The following is an 18296-nucleotide window of genomic DNA, read 5'->3' as shown; positions in this document are numbered from 1 at the left end:
ACTGAGGCTGACATCATGACAATGGATGAGCGCACCAAGCGGGCCATCCTCACGCACAACAAGACATGGAAAGCTAACTGCCAGCAGGAAGCGAAATGAGCGCCTATCAGATTTACAACATCTTCTCAGGTATCTGCATCGGCGCCCTCATCGCAACGTGGGTCGGATTCTGGATTCACCAGCGGCAGGAGCGCCGGCACCGCGGTGAATTAACCAGGCTGCAAGAGCGAATCGTGGCCGAAGTTAAGCAGAGCATCAGGAAGTAACAGAGCCTCGCAATAGCGGGGCTTTTTTGTACCTGCAGTAATTCCCGCGCCATGCCCGGCGCACTACACACAGAGCCTTTCAGGAATCAGCTTCGGAGATAACCGTTATAAGCGGCGGCTTCTCTGTGGGCGGTTATCTGGGCAACGAGGCTTATTCGCTAAAAGGTAGAACGCAATGAATAATCCGTCAGTTATTCCAGCTTTTGACTTCCGCAATATGGTTCAGGCCGTAGACAACAGAGTAATAACCACTTCGGTAAAGGTGGCGGAGTACTTTGGTAAAAGGCACAAAGACGTACTTCGCGCTATCAGAAACCTGCAGTGCTCAGATGATTTCGCCCGGCGCAATTTTGCGCCCTCTGATTTCATTGACAAAAATGGCGATGTGCAGCCGATGTATAGCATCACCCGTGATGGATGCATGATGCTTGTCATGGGCTTTACTGGTAAAACCGCGATGGCCGTCAAAGAGTGCTATATCAATGCCTTTAACTGGATGGCAGAGCAACTCAACCGGCGGAATGCGATTGGAGAGGAAGCTCAGCATCGATTGGCTCTGAAGGAAACGCGATCAAAGCTGAAAGGTACGATCGGCAGTCGCCTTATGAATGAGCGAAAGAAAGAAAAGCGGGTATTGGCTGTTGAGGAGGAGCACATCAAAGAGATGGTTAATCCGGACATGTTGGTGATTATGCAGGGGGGGTGACAAATGAAAGCATTCACAGCAACACTTATTTCGTTATCCCTGATGGCGGCTCTGGCTGCAGGCACCATGCTGCAAATTGATGGACTGGTTGCCGTATCCGTAGCGGTGACGTGGGTTCTGTGCCTTATCGGCCTCGTGGTTGCCATTATCATGATGGCGTCTGCATCCTCCTACAGCATGGTAGACGGAAAAGCTAAAGAGAAAGTAGGTGCGCTGCTGACTGATGCTGCCAAAACTAAAAGCCTCGCAAGAAAGCTTTTCGGCTGGGCCACCTTCACACTGACCATTGGCCTGCTCGCCTGGTCAGGTTGGGTTGTAACCGCGGTGGTTTACGGCCTTTCCTCTCTGATTGTGCGGTTCGCCAGATCCATGGCGCGCGATGAGGCAGTAAAGCAAGGACTGGCGTAGTCATCACAAGGCGCTTTCTAACCAGAGCGCCTGATGATGAATCTCTCCGACAAGGGATAACGGTTAGCCACGCTGTGAAGCGTCGCGATACCACCCCATCTGATTAAAAGGTTACTGCAAATGGCTATCGGAACACTGACCTATAAGATGACTCTGCGCCCCTTAATGAAACCAGTACTCATTGTTTCGGCATTGCTGAATTGGAATTGGATGATCGATGCTTGCTTCAAAAAGGAAGTGGTGCGTGAAGGGCAAGAGGTTGATCTCAATGGCTGACACATACCGCATCACGGTGACCACCAAATCCGGTGAGACGCATGAAGGGCTGATGAACCGATCTCAGCCTGAAATCGTTAACGGCTTTATCGGCATTGCCCGGGAAGATGGTGGCTGGGTCTATCTGGCGCCTGATGACGTGCTCAAGATGGAGTACGTGCCAGAGAAAGACGCTGAAAAGAAATAACCAAGTCTGGAGACGCATATGGCAAGCGAGAAATTAGACAGCCGGCCATATCCACCTGCTGATTTTGTCGAAGAGTTCGCCCCGTACATAAAGTTAATGCCGGCAGCAGGCATCAGGGAATGGGTAACAGCGAACATTCTCAGTGGCGATGGTCATTTGCACAACCCTGATCACGGACACCTCATGGAGGCTGATATTGCTTTCATGTGGGCTGCAAGCGCATTCACCAAAAAGGGACGCACTGTTCTTGGTCAGGCTGAAGAGGTCATGATGCGCGCGGGTGGGTGGCAGAAGGCAAGGATGGAGCAGCAGCTCTATGAATGGTTCGGTCACAAGCCAGATTTCATCATCACGCTTGCGGCTGACTTCTGCTCGCAATGCACTGATTTGGAGTTCTGCGCTTTGGTAGAGCATGAGCTTTATCATATAGCGCAAGACACAGATGAGTTTGGTGCTCCCAAATTCTATCGCGACAGTGGATTGCCAAAGCTCTGCATGCGCGGTCATGACGTAGAGGAGTTTGTTGGGGTTGTACGCCGCTACGGAGCCAGCTCAGATGTGCAGGACATGATCGACGCTGCGAGCCAACCGGCTGAGGTGGCGAAAATCAACATAGCCAGAGCATGTGGTACGTGTCTCATGAAGCTGGCTTAAATTTTGACTGATTATGACAGGCAGGTAACCAATGGCGGCACTTAATGGTGAGGTCAAAGCCTTCATCGTCCAGTCGCTTGCCTGCTTTGATACTCCATCAACGGTTGTTGAGTCCGTCAAGAAAGAATATGGGCTTACCATCACGCGCCAGCAGGTCGAATCACACGACCCTACAAAGGCGAATGGCAAGGGGCTGGCTGATAAATGGAAAGAGCTATTCAAGGAAACGCGCGCTCGCTTCCAGACCGAAATCACTGACATCCCGATCGCCAACAAGGCTTATCGCCTGCGCACGCTCGACCGGATGATGACGAAGGCTGAGAGCATGCGAAACATGGCGCTGGCGGCCACGTTAATCGAGCAAGCTGCCAAAGAATGCGGTGATGCTTATACCAACCGGCAAAAGGTTGAGCACACCGGGAAGGATGGCGGGCCAATTGAGTCGGCGACCCTGACTAAAGACGAGTACAAAGCTGCGCGGCGGGAGATGCTGGAGGATGACGACTGCTGAGCAGAAGAACTATGCGCGCCGCTTAGAGTGTGAAGAGGATGGCCTGTACTACGCCCGGTACTTCTTCAAGCAGCGTACTGGCGGCAAGATGATTGTCGCACCTCACCACAGGGTTATACAGCAAACGCTTGATCGCGTTATCGCGGGTGAAATCAACCGGCTCATTATCAACGTGCCGCCTGGCTACACCAAAACCGAACTGGCAACCATCAACATGATGGGCCGGGGGCTGGCATTGAATAGCCGCGCCCGCTTCATGCATCTGTCTTACTCGCATAACCTTGCACTGCTGAACTCGTCTACCGCTCGCGGAATGATTAAGTCGAAAGCTTATCAGGGCATGTGGCCTATGGAGCTGCGCGACGATGCTGACAGCAAGGCGATGTGGTGGAACGAGTTTGGCGGTGGTGTTTATGCATCATCTGCTGCCGGTCAGGTAACCGGCTTTCGTGCCGGCCACATGGAGCCAGGCTGGCAGGGCGCTCTGATTATTGATGACCCGGTCAAGCCGGATGATGCCTACAGTGACACCGTGCGCGGCGGCGTAAATAACCGCTTTAACGAAACCATAAAATCGCGTCTGGCTGTCGAAACGACACCGATGATTGTGATTATGCAGCGCATCCACTATCACGACCTGAGCGGCTATCTGCTTCGGGGTGGTAGCGGTGAAGAGTGGCATCACCTGAATCTGCCAGTGCTGATTGATAACAGCCAGAGTTACTCGGAGCAGTATCCGGACAACACTCACGCTATCCCGATTGACCATGGCTTACCTGATGGCTGGCTGTGGCCGTTCAAGCACAACGAGACGCATCGGGTATCGCTTTTCTCGCACCGGCGAACAGCTGAAGCGCAGTACATGCAAAACCCACGCAGGTTTAACGCTGAGGGTGCGCTATGGACCGAAGATATGATTGCCGCTGCGCGGTCACTCAATATCAGCGAAACGCTTTCAAGAACGGTTATTGCAATCGACCCGCAGGCCACTAACAGCGCAGAAAGCGATGAAACCGGCATTGTAGCTGCTAGCGCCTATGGTATGGGCGACCGCAAGCAATACTCAGCTGATGGCGATTACAGTGGCAAATACTCACCCAATGGCTGGGCAACTCGCGCCATGGACGCTTATCAGCAGCATGATGCGGACGCTATCGTAATAGAGACCAACCAGGGCGGAGACATGGCTGAAGAAACGTTGCGTAATGCAGGCTTTCGTGACCGCATTATTCGCGTTCATGCCAGCAAGGGTAAGTTTGCCCGCGCCGAACCAATCTCAGCCCTCTACGCCCAAGGGCGCGTTGCGCATCGTGGAAATCTCTATCAGCTGGAAAATCAGCAGATGGAATATGTGCCAACCACTGCTAAAAAATCGCCTGACCGCCTTGATGCACTTGTCTGGGCAATGACCGAATTAAGCGGGCAGTCGCCTGGCGCAATCTTCTTCTAAGGAGCTCATCAGTGAGTGAACAAAGCAACGAGGTCACATTCCTCGTCAATGCCCTTGCTGATGCTATGGGCCGTCAGCGCATGTTGTACGGCGGTCATCAGGGCAACACCAAGAGAACAAAGCTCTATGAAGAGTTTGGTTACCCTGACGATCTGGATTTTGACCGCTACTACCGTGCCTATGAGCGCAACCCGGTGGCTTACGCCGCCGTGCATAAGCTGCTGGACTCCTGCTGGGTGGACCGTCCTGTCATTATCGACGGTGACGAGAAAAAAGAGTCAACCAGTACAACGGCATGGGAGGCTGCGGCAACAAAGCTGCTCGCGCGGCACTGGCCGAAGATTAAGGACGCTGACCGTCGTAACCTGATTGGCAAATATTCCGCGCTGCTGATTCAGTTCCGTGATGGGCGCGAGTGGAAAGAGCCCGTAGACAGCACTGTTATTAAGCGGCTGGGTGACCGGGCGGTTGTTAAGCTGATCCCGGCTTGGGAGTCGCAAATTAAGCCTGGTAACTTCGACACCGACACTATGTCGGAAACCTACGGTGAACCAGTTAACTATCAGTTCAACGAGCAGCCTGTTGGTGACGATGGCACATACGGGCCCGTTCGCAGCGTTACAGTGCATCCCGATCGGGTCATCATCCTGTGTGAAGGCTCTGAGGATGAAAACATGCTGTCTGGCGTGCCTTATCTGCGCGCCGGCTACAACAAGCTGCTCGACCTTGAGAAGATTTCCGGCGGAAGCGCTGAAGGGTTCCTGAAAAACGCCAGTCGCCAGCTGGGGATCGCTTTCGATGCAAAGACTGAGATGTCATCTCTTGTTTCTCAGGCTAAAGAGGCGGGTTACGCCAATATCGGTGAGGCGATGAACGATAAAATCGCCCGGATGAACCGTGGTACAGATGCGGCACTGGTCATGCAGGCTGGTACGCCTTCTGTGCTGTCTGTAGCGGCAGCCGACCCCTCGCCATCATGGACGGTAACCGCTAATGAATTCTCATCGTCGATCCAGTGTCCTTTCACCATTCTGTTCGGTCAGCAAACCGGCCGCCTGGCATCTGACGAAGATAAAGCAGACTGGGCGAAGCGTTGTAACGGCCGGCGGTGGGGATTCATGACAGCAGCAATTAAATCCGTTCTGGAGCGCTTCTGGACGCTGGGGGTCATCGATGCTCCCCAGTCGGGCGAGGTCACACTGGCATGGTCTGACCTGCTCGCACCAAGCGAGAAGGAAAAAATAGCCAACATGCAGGCTATGGCCTCTGTAGCCAAAGACACGCAGCAGGCATTCGGAACATCAGCTGTTGATGAGAACGAAGTGCGCACTGTGGGAGAGCTCGAACCACGCAAGGCTCCATCCATTCCGGACCCGAACAAAAAGCTAAACGATAAGGACCCGCTGAATGACGACGATGCCAGCGAGAACCCGGATCGGGACGCCAATAATACCCCGCAACAAAGCTGACCCGACGCAATCGGCCCGGCAGGTGGGCCGGATGTATCGCGATATTGATGACCGCTACTACCGGATAAAGCTGGCGCTGAAGCAATTGCTTGATGAGCGGCTAACCGGCACTGAGCACATTGGTAACGCCTCGCATGCTGTATACGGCGATGTGATTTACCAGGTGAATGCCGGCACCTATATCTACGACATGACAGCCGCACAGCTGGCGGACCTGCTGCAACGCGTGCAGTTGATTCTCGACGACCATCTGCTTGACGGTGGCAGCCAGAACCTGTGGGCACTGACCTATGTTGCTGCAGAGTATGAGCGAGGCACCCGGCAGGCATTCACCAATCTGTCAGTGCAATCGGCCGTTTACGAGCAGCAGACCACGCTGGCGCAGCTGCTCAGCAGTCCGGCATATCAGAATCAGATTGCCGCGGCATACGTTTCCACTTACAGCGACTGGAAGGGCATCAGTGATGCAGCCCGTGCTGACCTGGCTAACGTCATATCCGATTCAATAGGTCGAGGCGTTAACCAGCGTGAAACGGCTCGCATCATCAGCAAGCGGCTTGATGTGTCGATGGCACAGGCAAAGAACATAGCTCAGACCGAGCAGGTTGGTGCTTTGCGGAAAGCCCAGTGGCTGGAAACCGACTGGGCACGTGAAAGGCTTGGGCTCAATACGGCCGTGATGTGGCTGTCAGCGCTTAAGCCTACAACCAGAGCATGGCACGCGGCGCGCCATGGCCGGGTTTACACCACTGAAGAGGTTGAGGCTTTCTATTCGGTGAGCGGCAACCGGTACCACTGCTACTGTAGTCAAATCCCCGTGATTCTTGATGAAAAAGGCCAGATCGTTAATCCCGGACTCGCAGAGAGATTAGCCGCAGAGCGCAGAGAGTGGCAGCAGGCCGCTTAACTATCCATCCCATGAGGACACAGCATGAAGCGCAATCGCGTTAACGTGCTGACCGTCGTCAACTCCGCTTCAAACATCACGACTGAAACCATCGACGGAAAGCCACATATCGTGGTTCGCGGCATCACGCCCGTTGTCGACGATATCGTGATGAACCGGAAGTTGTACCCGGCAGCAGAAATTGGCAAGGCGTATAACACGCTGGAGCGTAATCCGATGCCGCTGGGCCACCCGAAGGTGGACGGCAAGCACGTATCGGCGCGCGATGTTAGGGCAGTCAACAACTACCACGTCGGAGCTTGGCTGCAGAACGTGAGTCACGCCGACGGCAAGGTAACAGGCGACATGTATGTTGACCGCCGCTATGCCGAATCCAGCGAAAAGGGTAAGCGCCTGATTAACCGCCTGGATGAAATGGCCGCCGGCACCAATGCCGAGCCGATCCACATTTCAACCGGCCTGTTGTATTCCGGCATCGCTGCCAACGGCGAGTCGAAAGGGAAAAAGTACAACGAGATCGCCACCAACATGATGTTTGACCATGTGGCGGTTCTTCTGGATGAGCCGGGCGCCGGAACACCAGATGAAGGCGTAGGAATCTTTGTTAACTCTGATGGTGAAGACCAGCAAATTGAAGTAGCCAGCCTCTCTGATGCATCTAACTGCACCAAAGAAGGTCTCGTTAACAAAACGAAGTTCTTCTTCACCAACGCCTCCAATTTCAGCTTTGACGACATTCAACGCGCTATCAGCGATCGGCTGCGTGAAGGTCGTGATGGCGATAACTGGCCTTGGCCAGAAACCGTCTGGCCTGACAGTTTTATTTACCGAGATGACACCCGCTATCTCAGACAGAAGTACCTCATCGACGATGACGGCACCGCTCAATTCGTCGGCGAACCTGTAGAAGTCGTGCGCAAACCCACTGAGTACGAAATTAAAACCAACGGAGAAACAGATCCGATGAAAGACCTGATCGTAAATGCGCTGAAAGCAGCTGGTAAGCCGACCGAAGGCAAAACCGACGCAGAGCTGATGGATGCATACAACCAGATGGCTGCTGAAAAAGCAGCTGCTAAGCAAGAGACGCCTGAAGAGAAGGCCGCCCGTGAGAAGAAAGAGGCGGACGACAAGAAGGCCAAAGAGACCGCAACCAATAGTGAAGACATGCCAGCCTGGGCGAAATTGCTTGCTGATGACCTGGCTGCCGTTAAGTCAGGCTTGGCTGTTAACGCTGACAAAGAAAAGTCAGATAAACGCGCGGCCGTTAAAGCCAAGTTTCAGCTCGACGATCTGGCAGTTAACGAACTGGACGGCGCGGCGCTGGATGGCTTGTATGCGCAATGCCAGACATCTGTAGGCCTGAATGGCGGTATGCGTCATCAGGTGAACACTCAATCCCTCAGCGAAATGCCGGAGTAAAGAAATGGCTAAAGATGGAAAGCATGTAATTCACGCGGGCGGCGTATTCCCCAATCCACTGCTTAACCGTGAAGGTGGTGCAGCTGCCGCTACCGCGCCGGGCACTGTGGGCTTTTTCAGCACCGCAGATAAGTTCACTTCTTCGGCAGATGGTGCTGAGAGCGCGATTCTGTATGTCGCCAACAAAGACTATCTCCGCTGCCTGAGTGTTGATGACGCGATTCCAGTGAACGAGCTGGTTATCGGTATTCAGCCGCTGCCTGGCATGTTCCTGAACGTGCGCGCTGCTGCCGGTACGTATTCAAAAGGCCAACCAGTAGCGGTTGCTGGTGGCCGCATCACCGCAGTTGCAGATGACGCCGCTGTATTCGCTTATGTCGAAGAAGATAAACCTGTCACTGCGGTGGCGGGCGATCTGATTCGCGTTGTGTTCAAGTAAGGAGCACTGAATGTTTGTATTCTCTCGTGCTGTCGGTGAGCGAACCGGCAACTTAGAAGTAAACCAGTCTCAGTTCGCTGAGCTTCAGGCCGCTCGTCAGGAAGGTGCTCAGGCAGCAGCTGATTTCATTGGTCGCGCCCGTGGCATCCGTGAAGATGGCGCTCGCCTTGACGCAGTGAACGCTGTAGACGACATTCGCCGCCTGTATCGTGCATTTGATACCACAGTACTTGCACAGTTTGAGCCAACAACTCAGTTCACCCTGCTGAATGATCTGATGCCGCTGTCCCGCTCAGTGCGCATTGAACAGTCACGTTACGATTATGCGCGTACCGGTGGTCGTGGCTGGGCGCACACTTCAATGTCAGGCCAGATTGGCGCGGCACTGGATGCGAAGGGTTACACCTTCGACGGTACGATGGTTCCTATCCATGACTCGGGCTTCAAATTCGAGTGGCGTGACCCGATCTTCAACAGCCCTTCGGCTCTTCAGTCCCAGGCTGATGCTCAGCGCGGATCGGTAGAGGACGTGCAGCGCCAGTACGTTGATTACATGTTCAACGGCTTCCGCGACAAATCCGGAAACTTCGCTCAGTTTGATGGGCTGACCTGGAAGGGCCTGAAGGAAGATGAGCGTGTTGCTCAGGTAACACTGACCATCAACTTCGCGACCAGTACCGATCCGGTTGCACTGCGCACAAACGCCATTGCGCTGCGCGATACGGTCCGCATTACCAACAACCAGTACGCTCCGCAGACCTGGTATGTTTCTGCTGAAATCATGTCGAACCTTGAGCGTTACTTCGATGTGAATGCAACCCGCACCGTGATGGAAGAGTTGCTGAAGCTGTCTGGTATTGCAGCCATCAAAGAGGATGCGCAGCTTTCAGGTAACGAAATCCTGATTGTTCCGCTGACTGCCGGCGTTATCGCTCCGATTGTAGGTCAGGCCATCGGCACAGTTGCCGACCCGCGCCAGTTCTACAACAGCGATTACATCTGGCGCACCTGGGGTGCAATGGGTCTGATGGTCAAGCAGGACATCAACGGAAAATTCTCGGTAGTTCACGCCTCTTAAGGAGCAATCATGGCACTTGTAAAGATCCTGGCTAATAACCTCTTTGCCGGTGCCGGTTTCCAGAAGCTGGAGGCTGGCAAGGCATACAACGTTGATGATGCGGTCGCTGAAAAGTGGATCAAATCAGGTAAGGCTGAGAGCACCAAAGAGAAAGGGGAAGCTCTTCAGTTTGAAGTGTCGACACCTTCCGCGCCCGTCAGCACTGACACGTCGGTTTTGCAGTCGAAACTCGATGATGCGCTGGAGAAGCTGAAAGCCTCGCAGGATGCGGCTGAAGCGAAAGACAAAGAGCACGCTGATGCGCTGGCGGCGGCTAACAAGCGCGCGGATGATGCAGAGGCAGCACTGTCGGCAGCAACTAAAAAGGATAAGTAACCATGGCAGCCCAAATCACGCTGGATGACGTAAAGCCGCTGATGGCTGAGCTGGGCTTCACGGTTCCTGACGCCGTTCTGCAGCTGTTGATTGAACAGGTCAGCGCTGCTTCAGCCTGTATGGACGGGGCGGGCTACTCCGAAAGCCTGCAAAAGCTGTTGCTCATCTATGCAGCCGCGAGATTAGCCGCCCTGTCCGGCGCCCGTAAAATATCATCACAGTCTGCTCCTTCTGGCGCGTCCCGCTCGTTCACCTATGACAGTGCAGGCACAGATCATCTGTATAAGCAGATTCTGGCGTGGGATACCAATGGCTGTCTTGGCGGCCTGCCGATCTCTGGTCTGGCTGTCGGCTTCTTTGACGTCGTGGGAGGCTGCTGATGAACTGGCAATCACCTGAAACCAAGCCAAAAGCATTTGAGCGCGTCTGGCTGAAAACGTCAGATGGCCGGCAGACAACCGGATACGTGAACAGCAGCGGTGAATGGGTATTTAACTGCAAGCGCATAGCGGCTGAGAAGCCTGCTGTAATCGGCTGGAGGGCATAACTATGAAGGTTCCTGATTGCAGTCTAAACAACGTCTCAGGAGTTTATAGGCTAGTAAATATCCTGACCGGCGAGTGTTATGTCGGCTCATCTACCAATCTCGGTAACAGGCTGGCAGTACATCGATATCAGATGACCAATGGCACACACGGCAATCGGAATGTTCAGGCAGCCTTCGATGAGCACGGTATTAGTGCGTTCTCGTTTGAAGTGCTGAAGATTGTTGCTGATAAAAGCCAGTTGATCGCTCATGAGCAGCACTTCATCGACATTCTGAAGCCAAAATATAACCTTGCTCCAATGGCGGGCACGTGCCTTGGCGTGAAGTACTCACCTGAAAGCAGGGCGAGGATCAGTGCGCGGGTGTCTGGAGAGGGTAATTACTGGTTTGGTAAGGTACCGCCATGTGCAACTATGCCAAGAAGTGCTGAGATGCGGAGAAAGTTATCAGAAAGGCATACCGGTAGTGGCAATCCGATGTTTGGAGTAACTCCGACACACGCAAAATTCACTGATGAGCAGGTTAGAGAAATCAGAGTTTCAATCTCCAAAGGTGATTCACTCAATACCATCGCTAAGCGGTATGGGGTATCTAAAGGAACGATTGCTCATATCAGGCAGGGACGTTCTTATCAGGGGGTCGTCTAATGTCGAGCTTAAGCGCGTGGTCATACACCGCGCAGGCGACGGTCTGGAGGCGCTCAGGAGCCAGTAATGATTACGGTGACCCGGTGTTTGATGCGCCTGTCGTTATCGCCTGTGATTATCAGGGCGGGCTGGCAAAACGGCTGGGTGACATTGGTACGGAGCGGGTGGTCAAAAACACGATCTGGACCGAGTATGCGCTGGCGGATGCAGGAGATTACATTCTGATAGGCGTCTCTGCTGAGACTGACCCCATTGGCGCAGGTGCGGATGAGGTGATGCAGGCCATCCGCTACGCAGACACCTTTGAGCGGCTTGCTGACGACTTTGCCATCATAACCGGAGCATAACCATGGGCGTGAAAGTGAAGGGCGTGAGCAAGGTGAGCAGGAGCGTTAATCGGGCTATCGACAGCATTCAGGATCGGCGCGTCATTCGTGCGCTGACAGGGGCGATGATTCATGGGTTAGAAAGCGCTGCTGGCTACACTCCAATCGATACGAGCGTTCTCCTCAATAGTCAGTTTCGAGAGATTATTGTCAACGGAGTCCGGGTAACGGGCAGGGCTGGCTATTCGGCTAACTATGCGGCTTACGTTCATGACCCATCCATTCCTCAGCGCTTCCGTCTTCCAAATGCCCGGAAGGAATTCCTGACCAAGGGATTCGAGGATGCCAGAGACCTTATCGACAAGGCCATCACGGAGGAGATGTCGCTATGAATCCTCCAATGCATACGCGGGTTCGCGATCTTCTTGCTTCGGCAGGCCTCACTGATGGTTTTGTCACCCAGCTACTGGCCTGGAAGGATACGGGAAAGCTGGCAGATAAATTCCTCGTTTTCCGGCCAAATGGCGGGTCTGCCATCCGTAACGACCTGGGCTCTGAGTATTACGTGCTGGTGGACGTGATCGGCGCAAAGGACGGAAACGGGGCGGCCGATGCGGCTGCGCAGGCGATTACTGACTATGTGCAGCAGAACCCGATGCCGAATGACTGTATCGGCCATATCGAAAACGTAGGCGGCATGCCTGCACCCGTTCTCACCACTGAAGGAAGGCTGGTTTACCGGCTGCTATTCGCTTGCCTCTATGGAGAGTAAGCAACACCCACTCAAACAAGGTCGCCCGGTGCGGCCTTTTTTATTATCTGAAATGAGGTAAGCAATTATGCAAGGTTGCCCAACCGAGAACGGCAAGCTGTTTGGCCGTAACGTTGTGCTGGAAGTAGCGCTCGGCTGCCCGGATACGGTGCCAGCCGAGTCGGAATGGAAAGCGCTGGCTGCAGGAACTTCTAAGACGCTGGATTTCTCTCCTAATACCACCAACTCTGATGCCGATGACACCGGCGGCTGGGTAGAAAACCTGACCACCAACGCAGATGGTACCGTGAGCTTTGAGGGTGAGGTGCGTAAACGCGATCGCCTTGACCAGTTTGGTTTCGGTAACTTCGTGAACTATTTCACCACTGGAATCGGCGCTGGCCGTCAGCCAACCATCTGGGTGCGCGTAGAGATTGGCCCGGTTGAGTTTCAGGGCTACATGGTTATCACCGCGCTCAGCACTGACGGTGGTACCAATGACATCGTAACGTTCAGCACTGAGTTCAAGGTTGCCGACGGTACCACTGTTAAGGTGACCAAAGTTGAAGATGAAGATACTGTGGCAGTAACCGGCGTGACCGTTTCTCCGCAGACCACATCCGTTGTCGCTGGCGCAACGCGTCAGCTAAATGCGACTGTCAGCCCGTCAGACGCTACTGATAAATCCGGCGTGTGGGCATCTTCTGATCCGACAAAGTTCACTATCAACAGCAGCGGCCTGATTACCGGCGTAGCCGCCGGGACCGGCACGGCTACGTTCACCACAAACGATGGTGCAAAAACGGCACAAACCGCTGTCACTGTTACCGCTTCCTGATCCATTACAAAGGGCGGTCACCGCTGCCCTTGATAATGAACCAGGAGGATTTATGGCGCCGGCAAAAGAAATAGGCGAATGCCTGATTACAGTGGGCGATGAGGATTTCTTCTTCAGACCCTCATTCGCGAACATGATGAAGATTGGCGAGCCACAGGAAATCGTTCAGGCGTTTTACGACCTGCACCATGATGAAATCACACCACTGCTGCAGCGTGCGCTGGATGCCTACGGAGTAATCCCTGCCTGGCTGAGTGAGCATATTGGCAAAACCAGTTACGGCCGGCGCGCATATCAGGCCGCCATGACGGTGCTGTCTGCCTGCTGCGATAGTGATGCGTCAAGGCTGACGGGCGAGTATGTTCCAGGCAGAAGTGGGCGGCGCGCGATCATGCTCAGGCCCGGTATTATGGATGCTTTCGCACTGCTGGCTGTTGGACAATCGCTAATCACGCACGGCATCATTGGCAAAGCCAAAATCAGGCAGTTGCAGCGCTATGAAACCGGGCAGGCAGTATCTGAATTCCGCGCCTTTGACTACATCAACGCGGCGCGCAATCACTTCAGCATTTCACGCGCTGAAGCAGAATCACTGACCATGACTGAGTTTCAGTTACTTCTGGCAGCCAAATATCCAGACCAGAAAGGCTTCACGCGTGAAGAGTACGATGCGGCCACCGATAAATATCTTGCCCGTCAGGCGAAAAGGCGCGCAAAAGCCGCGTAATTTTGCGAGTAGTTGCGTTTTTCTCTTGCTAGGATTTATCCTATGCTTTTGCATTCATAGGCAGGGAAATCCATGAAATATCTTTTTGCTGTGCTCCTGGCTGCATCATTTTCCACAATGGCTAATGATGAGCTTCAGAATGAGGGTAATTGGTTCTTTAAATCGCAAGTCAATAAAATGACTGATGCAACTGATGTAGTTGCCATTAACGGCTCCAAAGATGTTTATACAAAAAGGGGGCTTGAAAGAAATACATCCCTTGTGCTGAGGTGTAATGAAAACCAAACAGATGCCTATTTGTCTGTTTATGACTATCTTGGCTCCGGCTCGCCACGAATAACAATTCGTTACGATGGTGGGAAGCCTAAAAAATCAATATGGCAAGGCGGAGAGAGAGGAAACTCCGCCTTTGCTCCAAATGCTGTGTCATTTATTAAAGAGTTAATGAAGCACAAGACAGCAGTAATAGGCTTTGAGCCCTATGGCTCTACAATGCAGGCCGTAGAGTTTGATTTGTCAGGTGTTGATGTTATGGCAAAGAAGATAGCTGAAGCCTGTAACTGGAAGCTCTAACCTCACTTGAATTATAAACCTCGCTCAGGCGGGGTTTTTTTATGTCCGGAGATTAGCAATGGCAGGCACCCTTAACGCTGGCAGCATCGTTTATGAAGTAGACATGGACACAGCTAAGCTTCTTGCTGCGCGCCGTGAGGTAGATGCGGCGCTCAATGGCCTGTCAGGCAATATGGGTCGCCTTGAAGCCAGCGTGACACGCACGGAGCGGTCTGTCAGTGCCATGCAGGGCAGCCTTTCCAGCCTGTCGAATATTGCCAAAGGACTGGCTGCTGCGCTTTCTGTACAGCAGGTTGCAGCATGGGGTAATGAGTGGGTTACGGTTAACAACAAACTCGCCAACTCTGTGCGGGCAACTGAACAACTGGCGGACGTCACTCAGCGCGTATTCGATATTTCGCAGAGCACCATGAGTGGCCTGCAGGCAACGGCGACATTATATGGCCGACTGGAGCGCGCCACCCGCAGCGCCGGCACCAGCACAGAAGACCTGATAAAGCTGACGTCCACCATTAATAAAGGCCTGGCGGTTTCCGGCGCGACAACTGAAGAAGCCAGCTCGACTATGGTTCAGCTGTCGCAGGCCCTCGCATCTGGCGTTCTGCGCGGCGAGGAGTTTAACTCTATCTCTGAAAACGGCAGCCGTCTGGCTGTCGCACTGGCTGACTCGCTGGGGGTGACTATCGGTCAGCTGCGAGGGATGGCGGCACAGGGCGCGCTGACTACTGAAGTGGTGGTAAACGGCCTGCTGAAGCAGGGCGACGCAATCGCAAAAGAGTTTGCGAATACCACTATGACAATGGGGCAGGCGTTTACTGTTGCCACCAACAACATTACGAAGTTTGTAGGTGAGTCCTCTTCTGTTCAGTCAACTATCAACGTTTTCAATACCGGCATCGTTTCGCTCAGCCAAAATCTTGATGCTATAGGCGGCGTGCTGGCAACCGTCGCCACGATAATGGGAAGCCGTTTTGTTGGCGCCCTTACTATGGCAACCACTGAGAAAGTCAGAAAGGTCATAGCGACTCGCGAAGAAATTGTTGCTGAAAATCAGGCCGCACAGGCTGCAGCCAACAAGGCTACCGCCGATTTGCGGGCATCAGCAGTTGCTAAAGAAAGAGCCCTTGATGAAGTTCGTATCGCCCAGGTCATGAGAAATTCGTCGATTACAGCTGCGAATCTGGCGGCGGCAGAGGTCAGGTTGTCAGCTGCAAGGACTGAGGCTGCCACCCTGACTGACAATTACAACCGGGCGCTGGTGGCAAATGCAGCAGCACAGGATGCAGCCGCTGCTGCGGCAGCGCGGGCAAGTCTGGGCGTACGGAATCTGGCTCTCAGGGCGCTCGGGCTGATTGGCGGTCCAGCCGGAGCGGCCATGCTTGCCGGTGCTGCAATTTATTATTTTTATCAGAAAGCGCAGCAGGCCAAGCAGGAAGCAGTCGACTTTACGGACAAGCTGACCGGGCTTGTGAGCAAGATGAAAGACATGTCTCAGACGCAGATAGCAGCTGAGATTGCCAAATCAGCTCAGGCAATGCGCATACAGTCAGAGATGATTGATGATCAGCGGCAGAAGGTTGATGGCCTGATTGGTGCTGTCGAAAGCTACAAGCGGTCTCAGCGCATATATGGCGAGTCTACCCGCCAGATGGAGAATATGCGTGATGCACAGGAAAGGCTGGCAATTGAGCAGGGCAAGCTTGAGGAGATGGAAAGTCGGTACAGTAAGACCAAGAATCTCACCAGCATACTCCAGGCGCAATACAACGGCGTTCTGGAGCAGGGTATCGACCTGTTGAAGCGTGATGGGCATGAGGCCGGGGTAGCATCAGGACTGATGAACCAGCTGGGAAATTCAATAAATTTCGCTGCAAAAGCAAAAGAGAAGTTCAACGCTTCAAGCCTGCAGGTACAGCGTCCGGCAAAGGTGCAGGACTACCTAGATAAGCTGCTCGAACAGGTTGAGATTGAAGGTGAGATCGATGCGCGCAAGCGCTCCCAGCTGAAAGCCGAAAAAGAGATTCGGGCTCTGGGTGGCGATGATGCTGCAGTCAATCTGGCACGCCAGCGTGCTGGCGCCGAATATGACGCACAGCAGGCGCAGCGTGATCTGAAAAAGGAAACCAGCGCTGCTGCCAGTGAGCAGAAAAAAGCAGCCAGTCAGGCGGAGAGCATTGCGCAGAAGCTGGCGAATCTGAAGCAGCAGTCAGAGCTTGCCGGAGAAAGTACAAAAGAGCTGAGCCGGGAACAGGCCATCCTGACGGCCCAGCAGTCTCTGGGCAAGGGCGCTACGGAGGCGCAGATCGCTCAGGCAGGCGAATACGCGGCCCGCAAGTGGGATGTGGCTAATGCAATCAAGGCGCAGGCTGCGGCTGAAAAGCTGTTGCCTGAATCGCGTGAGAATGCGAGCAACAAGCAGGACCAGGCAGATTTGAATGCAGCCTTGAGCGCCAAAAAAATCACACAGGAGCAGTACAACGCTACGGCTGAAAAGCTGGAGCAGGATCACCAGGCGAAAATGGCGCAAATACGCGCTGACCAGGCCGTCACCCCGCAACAGCAGTCAGCCGGAACGGTAGACCCGGTACAGGCGCTGGCAAACGAGCATGCGCGCAAGCTAGCCCTGATACAGCAGTTCGAGCAGCAAAAGACGCTGACGGAGCAGCAGGGTCTGGCACTGCGCAATGCGGCCAATACTGAGTACGAGCAGAAGCGAGTAGCGGCTCAGTGGGAAATCTGGCGAAACCAGAGCGCGGGCAATGAGGCGCTGGCGGCCTCTTTCGATGCCCTAGCCGGCAATGCATCTAATGCGCTTACCGGTATCATCACCGGAAGCATGTCTGCTGAAGATGCTATGCGCTCAATAGGCAGTACCGTCCTGAATAGTCTGGTCAACACATTTGTGCAGATGGGCGTTGAATGGGTCAAATCCGCAATCATGGGACAGGCGGCGCAGACAGCGGCAATCGGTACGGTAACTGCAGTGCAGACGGCAGCAACTGCTACCCAAACTGCTACCAGTGTGGCCGCAGCGGCAACTACTACTGCAGCATGGACACCTGCCGCGCTGCTTGCGTCAATTGCTTCGATGGGTACCGCGGCCGCAATCGGCCTTGGTGCCGTCGCCGGCATTGTTGGTATGAGCCTGCTCGGGAAACGGAAGAATGGCGGGCCGGTCACCGCCGGCGGTATGTACCAGGTGGGAGAAAGCGGCCTGCCTGAGATATACCAGGCCAGCACCGGGAAGCAGTACATGATACCGGGCGATAACGGCAAGGTGATCAGCAATAAGGATATGCAGGGTGGTGGCGGGTTACAGGTCATATTTAATGTCCAAAACATGAGCAGCGCCACATTTGATGCCAGGGTCACTGATAATGGTAATGGTACAATCACCGTTGATGCCATTGTTGCCGATCTAAATAATGGCGGTCCGATATCACAGGCTATTACCGGAAACACAACAGCCAAGCGCACACCTCGTGGCCAGATATAAGGGAAAATATGGCAATTATTGAGCCAGGCGGAAATCACAAAATCTCCGTAGAGCAAGGCGTTCCACAAACCTTAACGTTCAACCGCGCAGTTGAGTTTGTTTTCACGTTGACTGATGGATCGATTATTAAGGGTATCGTACCGGCAGGTGAGGATTTAAAATTCACCAACCAAGGTGAAATTGCCGATGTGACAATTAATATTTATGAAACACATTCCGGGCCTCGGCCTGTTGAATAAGCAA

General features: G+C 53.7%; 24 protein-coding genes. All 24 read left to right on the top strand.

The genetic code is table 11. The features are described 5' to 3' along the window. Window positions 1-95 precede the first annotated feature (95 nt). The 24 genes from LAC65_RS11040 (at window position 96) to LAC65_RS10925 (ending at window position 18292) form a co-directional block, all read left to right on the top strand. Window positions 96-266: a hypothetical protein gene (locus tag LAC65_RS11040; RefSeq protein WP_199560435.1), complete on the top strand. Its 171-nt coding sequence runs from the start codon at window positions 96-98 to the stop codon at window positions 264-266. 175 nt (window positions 267-441) lie between these two features. After that, window positions 442-972, top strand: coding sequence for a Rha family transcriptional regulator (locus LAC65_RS11035; RefSeq protein ID WP_224144743.1), 531 nt, complete (start codon window positions 442-444; stop codon window positions 970-972). A 3-nt stretch (window positions 973-975) separates the two neighbouring features. After that, window positions 976-1380, top strand: a complete 405-nt coding sequence (locus tag LAC65_RS11030) for a hypothetical protein (RefSeq protein WP_224144742.1) — start codon at window positions 976-978, stop codon at window positions 1378-1380. A gap of 120 nt (window positions 1381-1500) precedes the next feature. Further along, window positions 1501-1656, top strand: coding sequence for a hypothetical protein (locus LAC65_RS11025; RefSeq protein ID WP_224144741.1), 156 nt, complete (start codon window positions 1501-1503; stop codon window positions 1654-1656). Next, a complete protein-coding gene (locus LAC65_RS11020) occupies window positions 1649-1843 on the top strand; it encodes a hypothetical protein (protein ID WP_224144740.1) in 195 nt (64 codons plus the stop codon). The genes LAC65_RS11025 and LAC65_RS11020 overlap by 8 nt, the downstream gene beginning before the upstream one ends. An 18-nt stretch (window positions 1844-1861) precedes the next feature. Beyond that, window positions 1862-2497, top strand: coding sequence for a putative metallopeptidase (locus LAC65_RS11015; protein WP_224144739.1), 636 nt, complete (start codon window positions 1862-1864; stop codon window positions 2495-2497). A gap of 31 nt (window positions 2498-2528) precedes the next feature. After that, window positions 2529-3008, top strand: coding sequence for a DUF2280 domain-containing protein (locus LAC65_RS11010; RefSeq protein WP_224144738.1), 480 nt, complete (start codon window positions 2529-2531; stop codon window positions 3006-3008). Beyond that, window positions 2995-4458: a phage terminase large subunit family protein gene (locus LAC65_RS11005; protein WP_224144737.1), complete on the top strand. Its 1464-nt coding sequence runs from the start codon at window positions 2995-2997 to the stop codon at window positions 4456-4458. The genes LAC65_RS11010 and LAC65_RS11005 overlap by 14 nt, the downstream gene beginning before the upstream one ends. An 11-nt stretch (window positions 4459-4469) precedes the next feature. Further along, window positions 4470-5927, top strand: a complete 1458-nt coding sequence (locus LAC65_RS11000) for a DUF1073 domain-containing protein (RefSeq protein ID WP_224144736.1) — start codon at window positions 4470-4472, stop codon at window positions 5925-5927. Continuing rightward, the gene (locus tag LAC65_RS10995) at window positions 5875-6834 is read left to right on the top strand and encodes a phage minor head protein (protein ID WP_224144865.1); all 960 of its coding nucleotides are present in this window, start codon (window positions 5875-5877) and stop codon (window positions 6832-6834) included. The genes LAC65_RS11000 and LAC65_RS10995 overlap by 53 nt, the downstream gene beginning before the upstream one ends. A 24-nt stretch (window positions 6835-6858) precedes the next feature. Next, window positions 6859-8256 carry a DUF2213 domain-containing protein gene (locus tag LAC65_RS10990; RefSeq protein ID WP_224144735.1) on the top strand — a complete coding sequence of 466 codons (1398 nt, stop codon included), beginning with the start codon at window positions 6859-6861 and terminating at the stop codon, window positions 8254-8256. A 4-nt stretch (window positions 8257-8260) separates the two neighbouring features. Then, a complete protein-coding gene (locus tag LAC65_RS10985; protein ID WP_224144734.1) occupies window positions 8261-8695 on the top strand; it encodes a hypothetical protein in 435 nt (144 codons plus the stop codon). 10 nt (window positions 8696-8705) lie between these two features. After that, on the top strand, window positions 8706-9773 hold the full coding sequence (locus LAC65_RS10980) for a major capsid protein (protein ID WP_224144733.1): 1068 nt from the start codon (window positions 8706-8708) through the stop codon (window positions 9771-9773). A gap of 9 nt (window positions 9774-9782) precedes the next feature. Continuing rightward, the gene (locus tag LAC65_RS10975) at window positions 9783-10148 is read left to right on the top strand and encodes a hypothetical protein (RefSeq protein WP_224144732.1); all 366 of its coding nucleotides are present in this window, start codon (window positions 9783-9785) and stop codon (window positions 10146-10148) included. A 2-nt stretch (window positions 10149-10150) separates the two neighbouring features. Beyond that, the gene (locus LAC65_RS10970) at window positions 10151-10528 is read left to right on the top strand and encodes a DUF7370 family protein (RefSeq protein WP_224144731.1); all 378 of its coding nucleotides are present in this window, start codon (window positions 10151-10153) and stop codon (window positions 10526-10528) included. Window positions 10529-10697: 169 nt separating this feature from the next. Next, window positions 10698-11342 carry an NUMOD3 domain-containing DNA-binding protein gene (locus LAC65_RS10965; RefSeq protein ID WP_224144730.1) on the top strand — a complete coding sequence of 215 codons (645 nt, stop codon included), beginning with the start codon at window positions 10698-10700 and terminating at the stop codon, window positions 11340-11342. Continuing rightward, entirely contained in the window at window positions 11342-11689 is a 348-nt protein-coding gene (locus LAC65_RS10960; RefSeq protein ID WP_224144729.1) for a hypothetical protein, read from the top strand. The genes LAC65_RS10965 and LAC65_RS10960 overlap by 1 nt, the downstream gene beginning before the upstream one ends. Window positions 11690-11691: 2 nt before the next feature. Then, on the top strand, window positions 11692-12060 hold the full coding sequence (locus LAC65_RS10955; RefSeq protein ID WP_224144728.1) for an HK97 gp10 family phage protein: 369 nt from the start codon (window positions 11692-11694) through the stop codon (window positions 12058-12060). After that, a complete protein-coding gene (locus tag LAC65_RS10950; RefSeq protein ID WP_224144727.1) occupies window positions 12057-12440 on the top strand; it encodes a phage tail termination protein in 384 nt (127 codons plus the stop codon). Before LAC65_RS10955 ends, LAC65_RS10950 begins: the two co-directional genes overlap by 4 nt. A 67-nt stretch (window positions 12441-12507) precedes the next feature. Further along, window positions 12508-13257, top strand: a complete 750-nt coding sequence (locus LAC65_RS10945) for an Ig-like domain-containing protein (protein ID WP_224144726.1) — start codon at window positions 12508-12510, stop codon at window positions 13255-13257. Between the two features lie 52 nt (window positions 13258-13309). Further along, window positions 13310-13984 (top strand): DUF6246 family protein, encoded by a 675-nt coding sequence (locus tag LAC65_RS10940; protein WP_224144864.1) that lies wholly within the window; start codon window positions 13310-13312, stop codon window positions 13982-13984. A 72-nt stretch (window positions 13985-14056) separates the two neighbouring features. Continuing rightward, window positions 14057-14557 (top strand): type VI secretion system-associated protein TagO, encoded by a 501-nt coding sequence (locus LAC65_RS10935; RefSeq protein WP_082032636.1) that lies wholly within the window; start codon window positions 14057-14059, stop codon window positions 14555-14557. A gap of 58 nt (window positions 14558-14615) precedes the next feature. Continuing rightward, window positions 14616-18053, top strand: a complete 3438-nt coding sequence (locus LAC65_RS10930) for a tape measure protein (protein WP_224144725.1) — start codon at window positions 14616-14618, stop codon at window positions 18051-18053. 8 nt (window positions 18054-18061) lie between these two features. After that, window positions 18062-18292, top strand: a complete 231-nt coding sequence (locus tag LAC65_RS10925) for a hypothetical protein (RefSeq protein ID WP_224144724.1) — start codon at window positions 18062-18064, stop codon at window positions 18290-18292. Window positions 18293-18296 lie beyond the last annotated feature (4 nt).

It is taken from the genome of Pantoea eucrina (genome assembly GCF_020079945.1).
In the GTDB taxonomy this organism is placed as follows: domain Bacteria; phylum Pseudomonadota; class Gammaproteobacteria; order Enterobacterales; family Enterobacteriaceae; genus Pantoea; species Pantoea eucrina.
This window is presented reverse-complemented; position numbering and strand designations above follow the sequence as displayed.

Excerpts from the sequence above, each read along its gene's own strand:
- LAC65_RS11040 (WP_199560435.1), top strand. The coding sequence starts at position 96 with ATGAGCGCCTATCAGATTTACAACATCTTCTCAGGTATCTGCATCGGC.
- LAC65_RS11035 (WP_224144743.1), top strand. The coding sequence starts at position 442 with ATGAATAATCCGTCAGTTATTCCAGCTTTTGACTTCCGCAATATGGTT.
- LAC65_RS11030 (WP_224144742.1), top strand. The coding sequence starts at position 976 with ATGAAAGCATTCACAGCAACACTTATTTCGTTATCCCTGATGGCGGCT.
- LAC65_RS11025 (WP_224144741.1), top strand. The coding sequence starts at position 1,501 with ATGGCTATCGGAACACTGACCTATAAGATGACTCTGCGCCCCTTAATG.
- LAC65_RS11020 (WP_224144740.1), top strand. The coding sequence starts at position 1,649 with ATGGCTGACACATACCGCATCACGGTGACCACCAAATCCGGTGAGACG.
- LAC65_RS11015 (WP_224144739.1), top strand. The coding sequence starts at position 1,862 with ATGGCAAGCGAGAAATTAGACAGCCGGCCATATCCACCTGCTGATTTT.
- LAC65_RS11010 (WP_224144738.1), top strand. The coding sequence starts at position 2,529 with ATGGCGGCACTTAATGGTGAGGTCAAAGCCTTCATCGTCCAGTCGCTT.
- LAC65_RS11005 (WP_224144737.1), top strand. The coding sequence starts at position 2,995 with ATGACGACTGCTGAGCAGAAGAACTATGCGCGCCGCTTAGAGTGTGAA.
- LAC65_RS10995 (WP_224144865.1), top strand. The coding sequence starts at position 5,875 with ATGCCAGCGAGAACCCGGATCGGGACGCCAATAATACCCCGCAACAAA.
- LAC65_RS10990 (WP_224144735.1), top strand. The coding sequence starts at position 6,859 with ATGAAGCGCAATCGCGTTAACGTGCTGACCGTCGTCAACTCCGCTTCA.
- LAC65_RS10985 (WP_224144734.1), top strand. The coding sequence starts at position 8,261 with ATGGCTAAAGATGGAAAGCATGTAATTCACGCGGGCGGCGTATTCCCC.
- LAC65_RS10980 (WP_224144733.1), top strand. The coding sequence starts at position 8,706 with ATGTTTGTATTCTCTCGTGCTGTCGGTGAGCGAACCGGCAACTTAGAA.
- LAC65_RS10975 (WP_224144732.1), top strand. The coding sequence starts at position 9,783 with ATGGCACTTGTAAAGATCCTGGCTAATAACCTCTTTGCCGGTGCCGGT.
- LAC65_RS10970 (WP_224144731.1), top strand. The coding sequence starts at position 10,151 with ATGGCAGCCCAAATCACGCTGGATGACGTAAAGCCGCTGATGGCTGAG.
- LAC65_RS10965 (WP_224144730.1), top strand. The coding sequence starts at position 10,698 with ATGAAGGTTCCTGATTGCAGTCTAAACAACGTCTCAGGAGTTTATAGG.
- LAC65_RS10960 (WP_224144729.1), top strand. The coding sequence starts at position 11,342 with ATGTCGAGCTTAAGCGCGTGGTCATACACCGCGCAGGCGACGGTCTGG.
- LAC65_RS10955 (WP_224144728.1), top strand. The coding sequence starts at position 11,692 with ATGGGCGTGAAAGTGAAGGGCGTGAGCAAGGTGAGCAGGAGCGTTAAT.
- LAC65_RS10950 (WP_224144727.1), top strand. The coding sequence starts at position 12,057 with ATGAATCCTCCAATGCATACGCGGGTTCGCGATCTTCTTGCTTCGGCA.
- LAC65_RS10945 (WP_224144726.1), top strand. The coding sequence starts at position 12,508 with ATGCAAGGTTGCCCAACCGAGAACGGCAAGCTGTTTGGCCGTAACGTT.
- LAC65_RS10940 (WP_224144864.1), top strand. The coding sequence starts at position 13,310 with ATGGCGCCGGCAAAAGAAATAGGCGAATGCCTGATTACAGTGGGCGAT.
- LAC65_RS10935 (WP_082032636.1), top strand. The coding sequence starts at position 14,057 with ATGAAATATCTTTTTGCTGTGCTCCTGGCTGCATCATTTTCCACAATG.
- LAC65_RS10930 (WP_224144725.1), top strand. The coding sequence starts at position 14,616 with ATGGCAGGCACCCTTAACGCTGGCAGCATCGTTTATGAAGTAGACATG.
- LAC65_RS10925 (WP_224144724.1), top strand. The coding sequence starts at position 18,062 with ATGGCAATTATTGAGCCAGGCGGAAATCACAAAATCTCCGTAGAGCAA.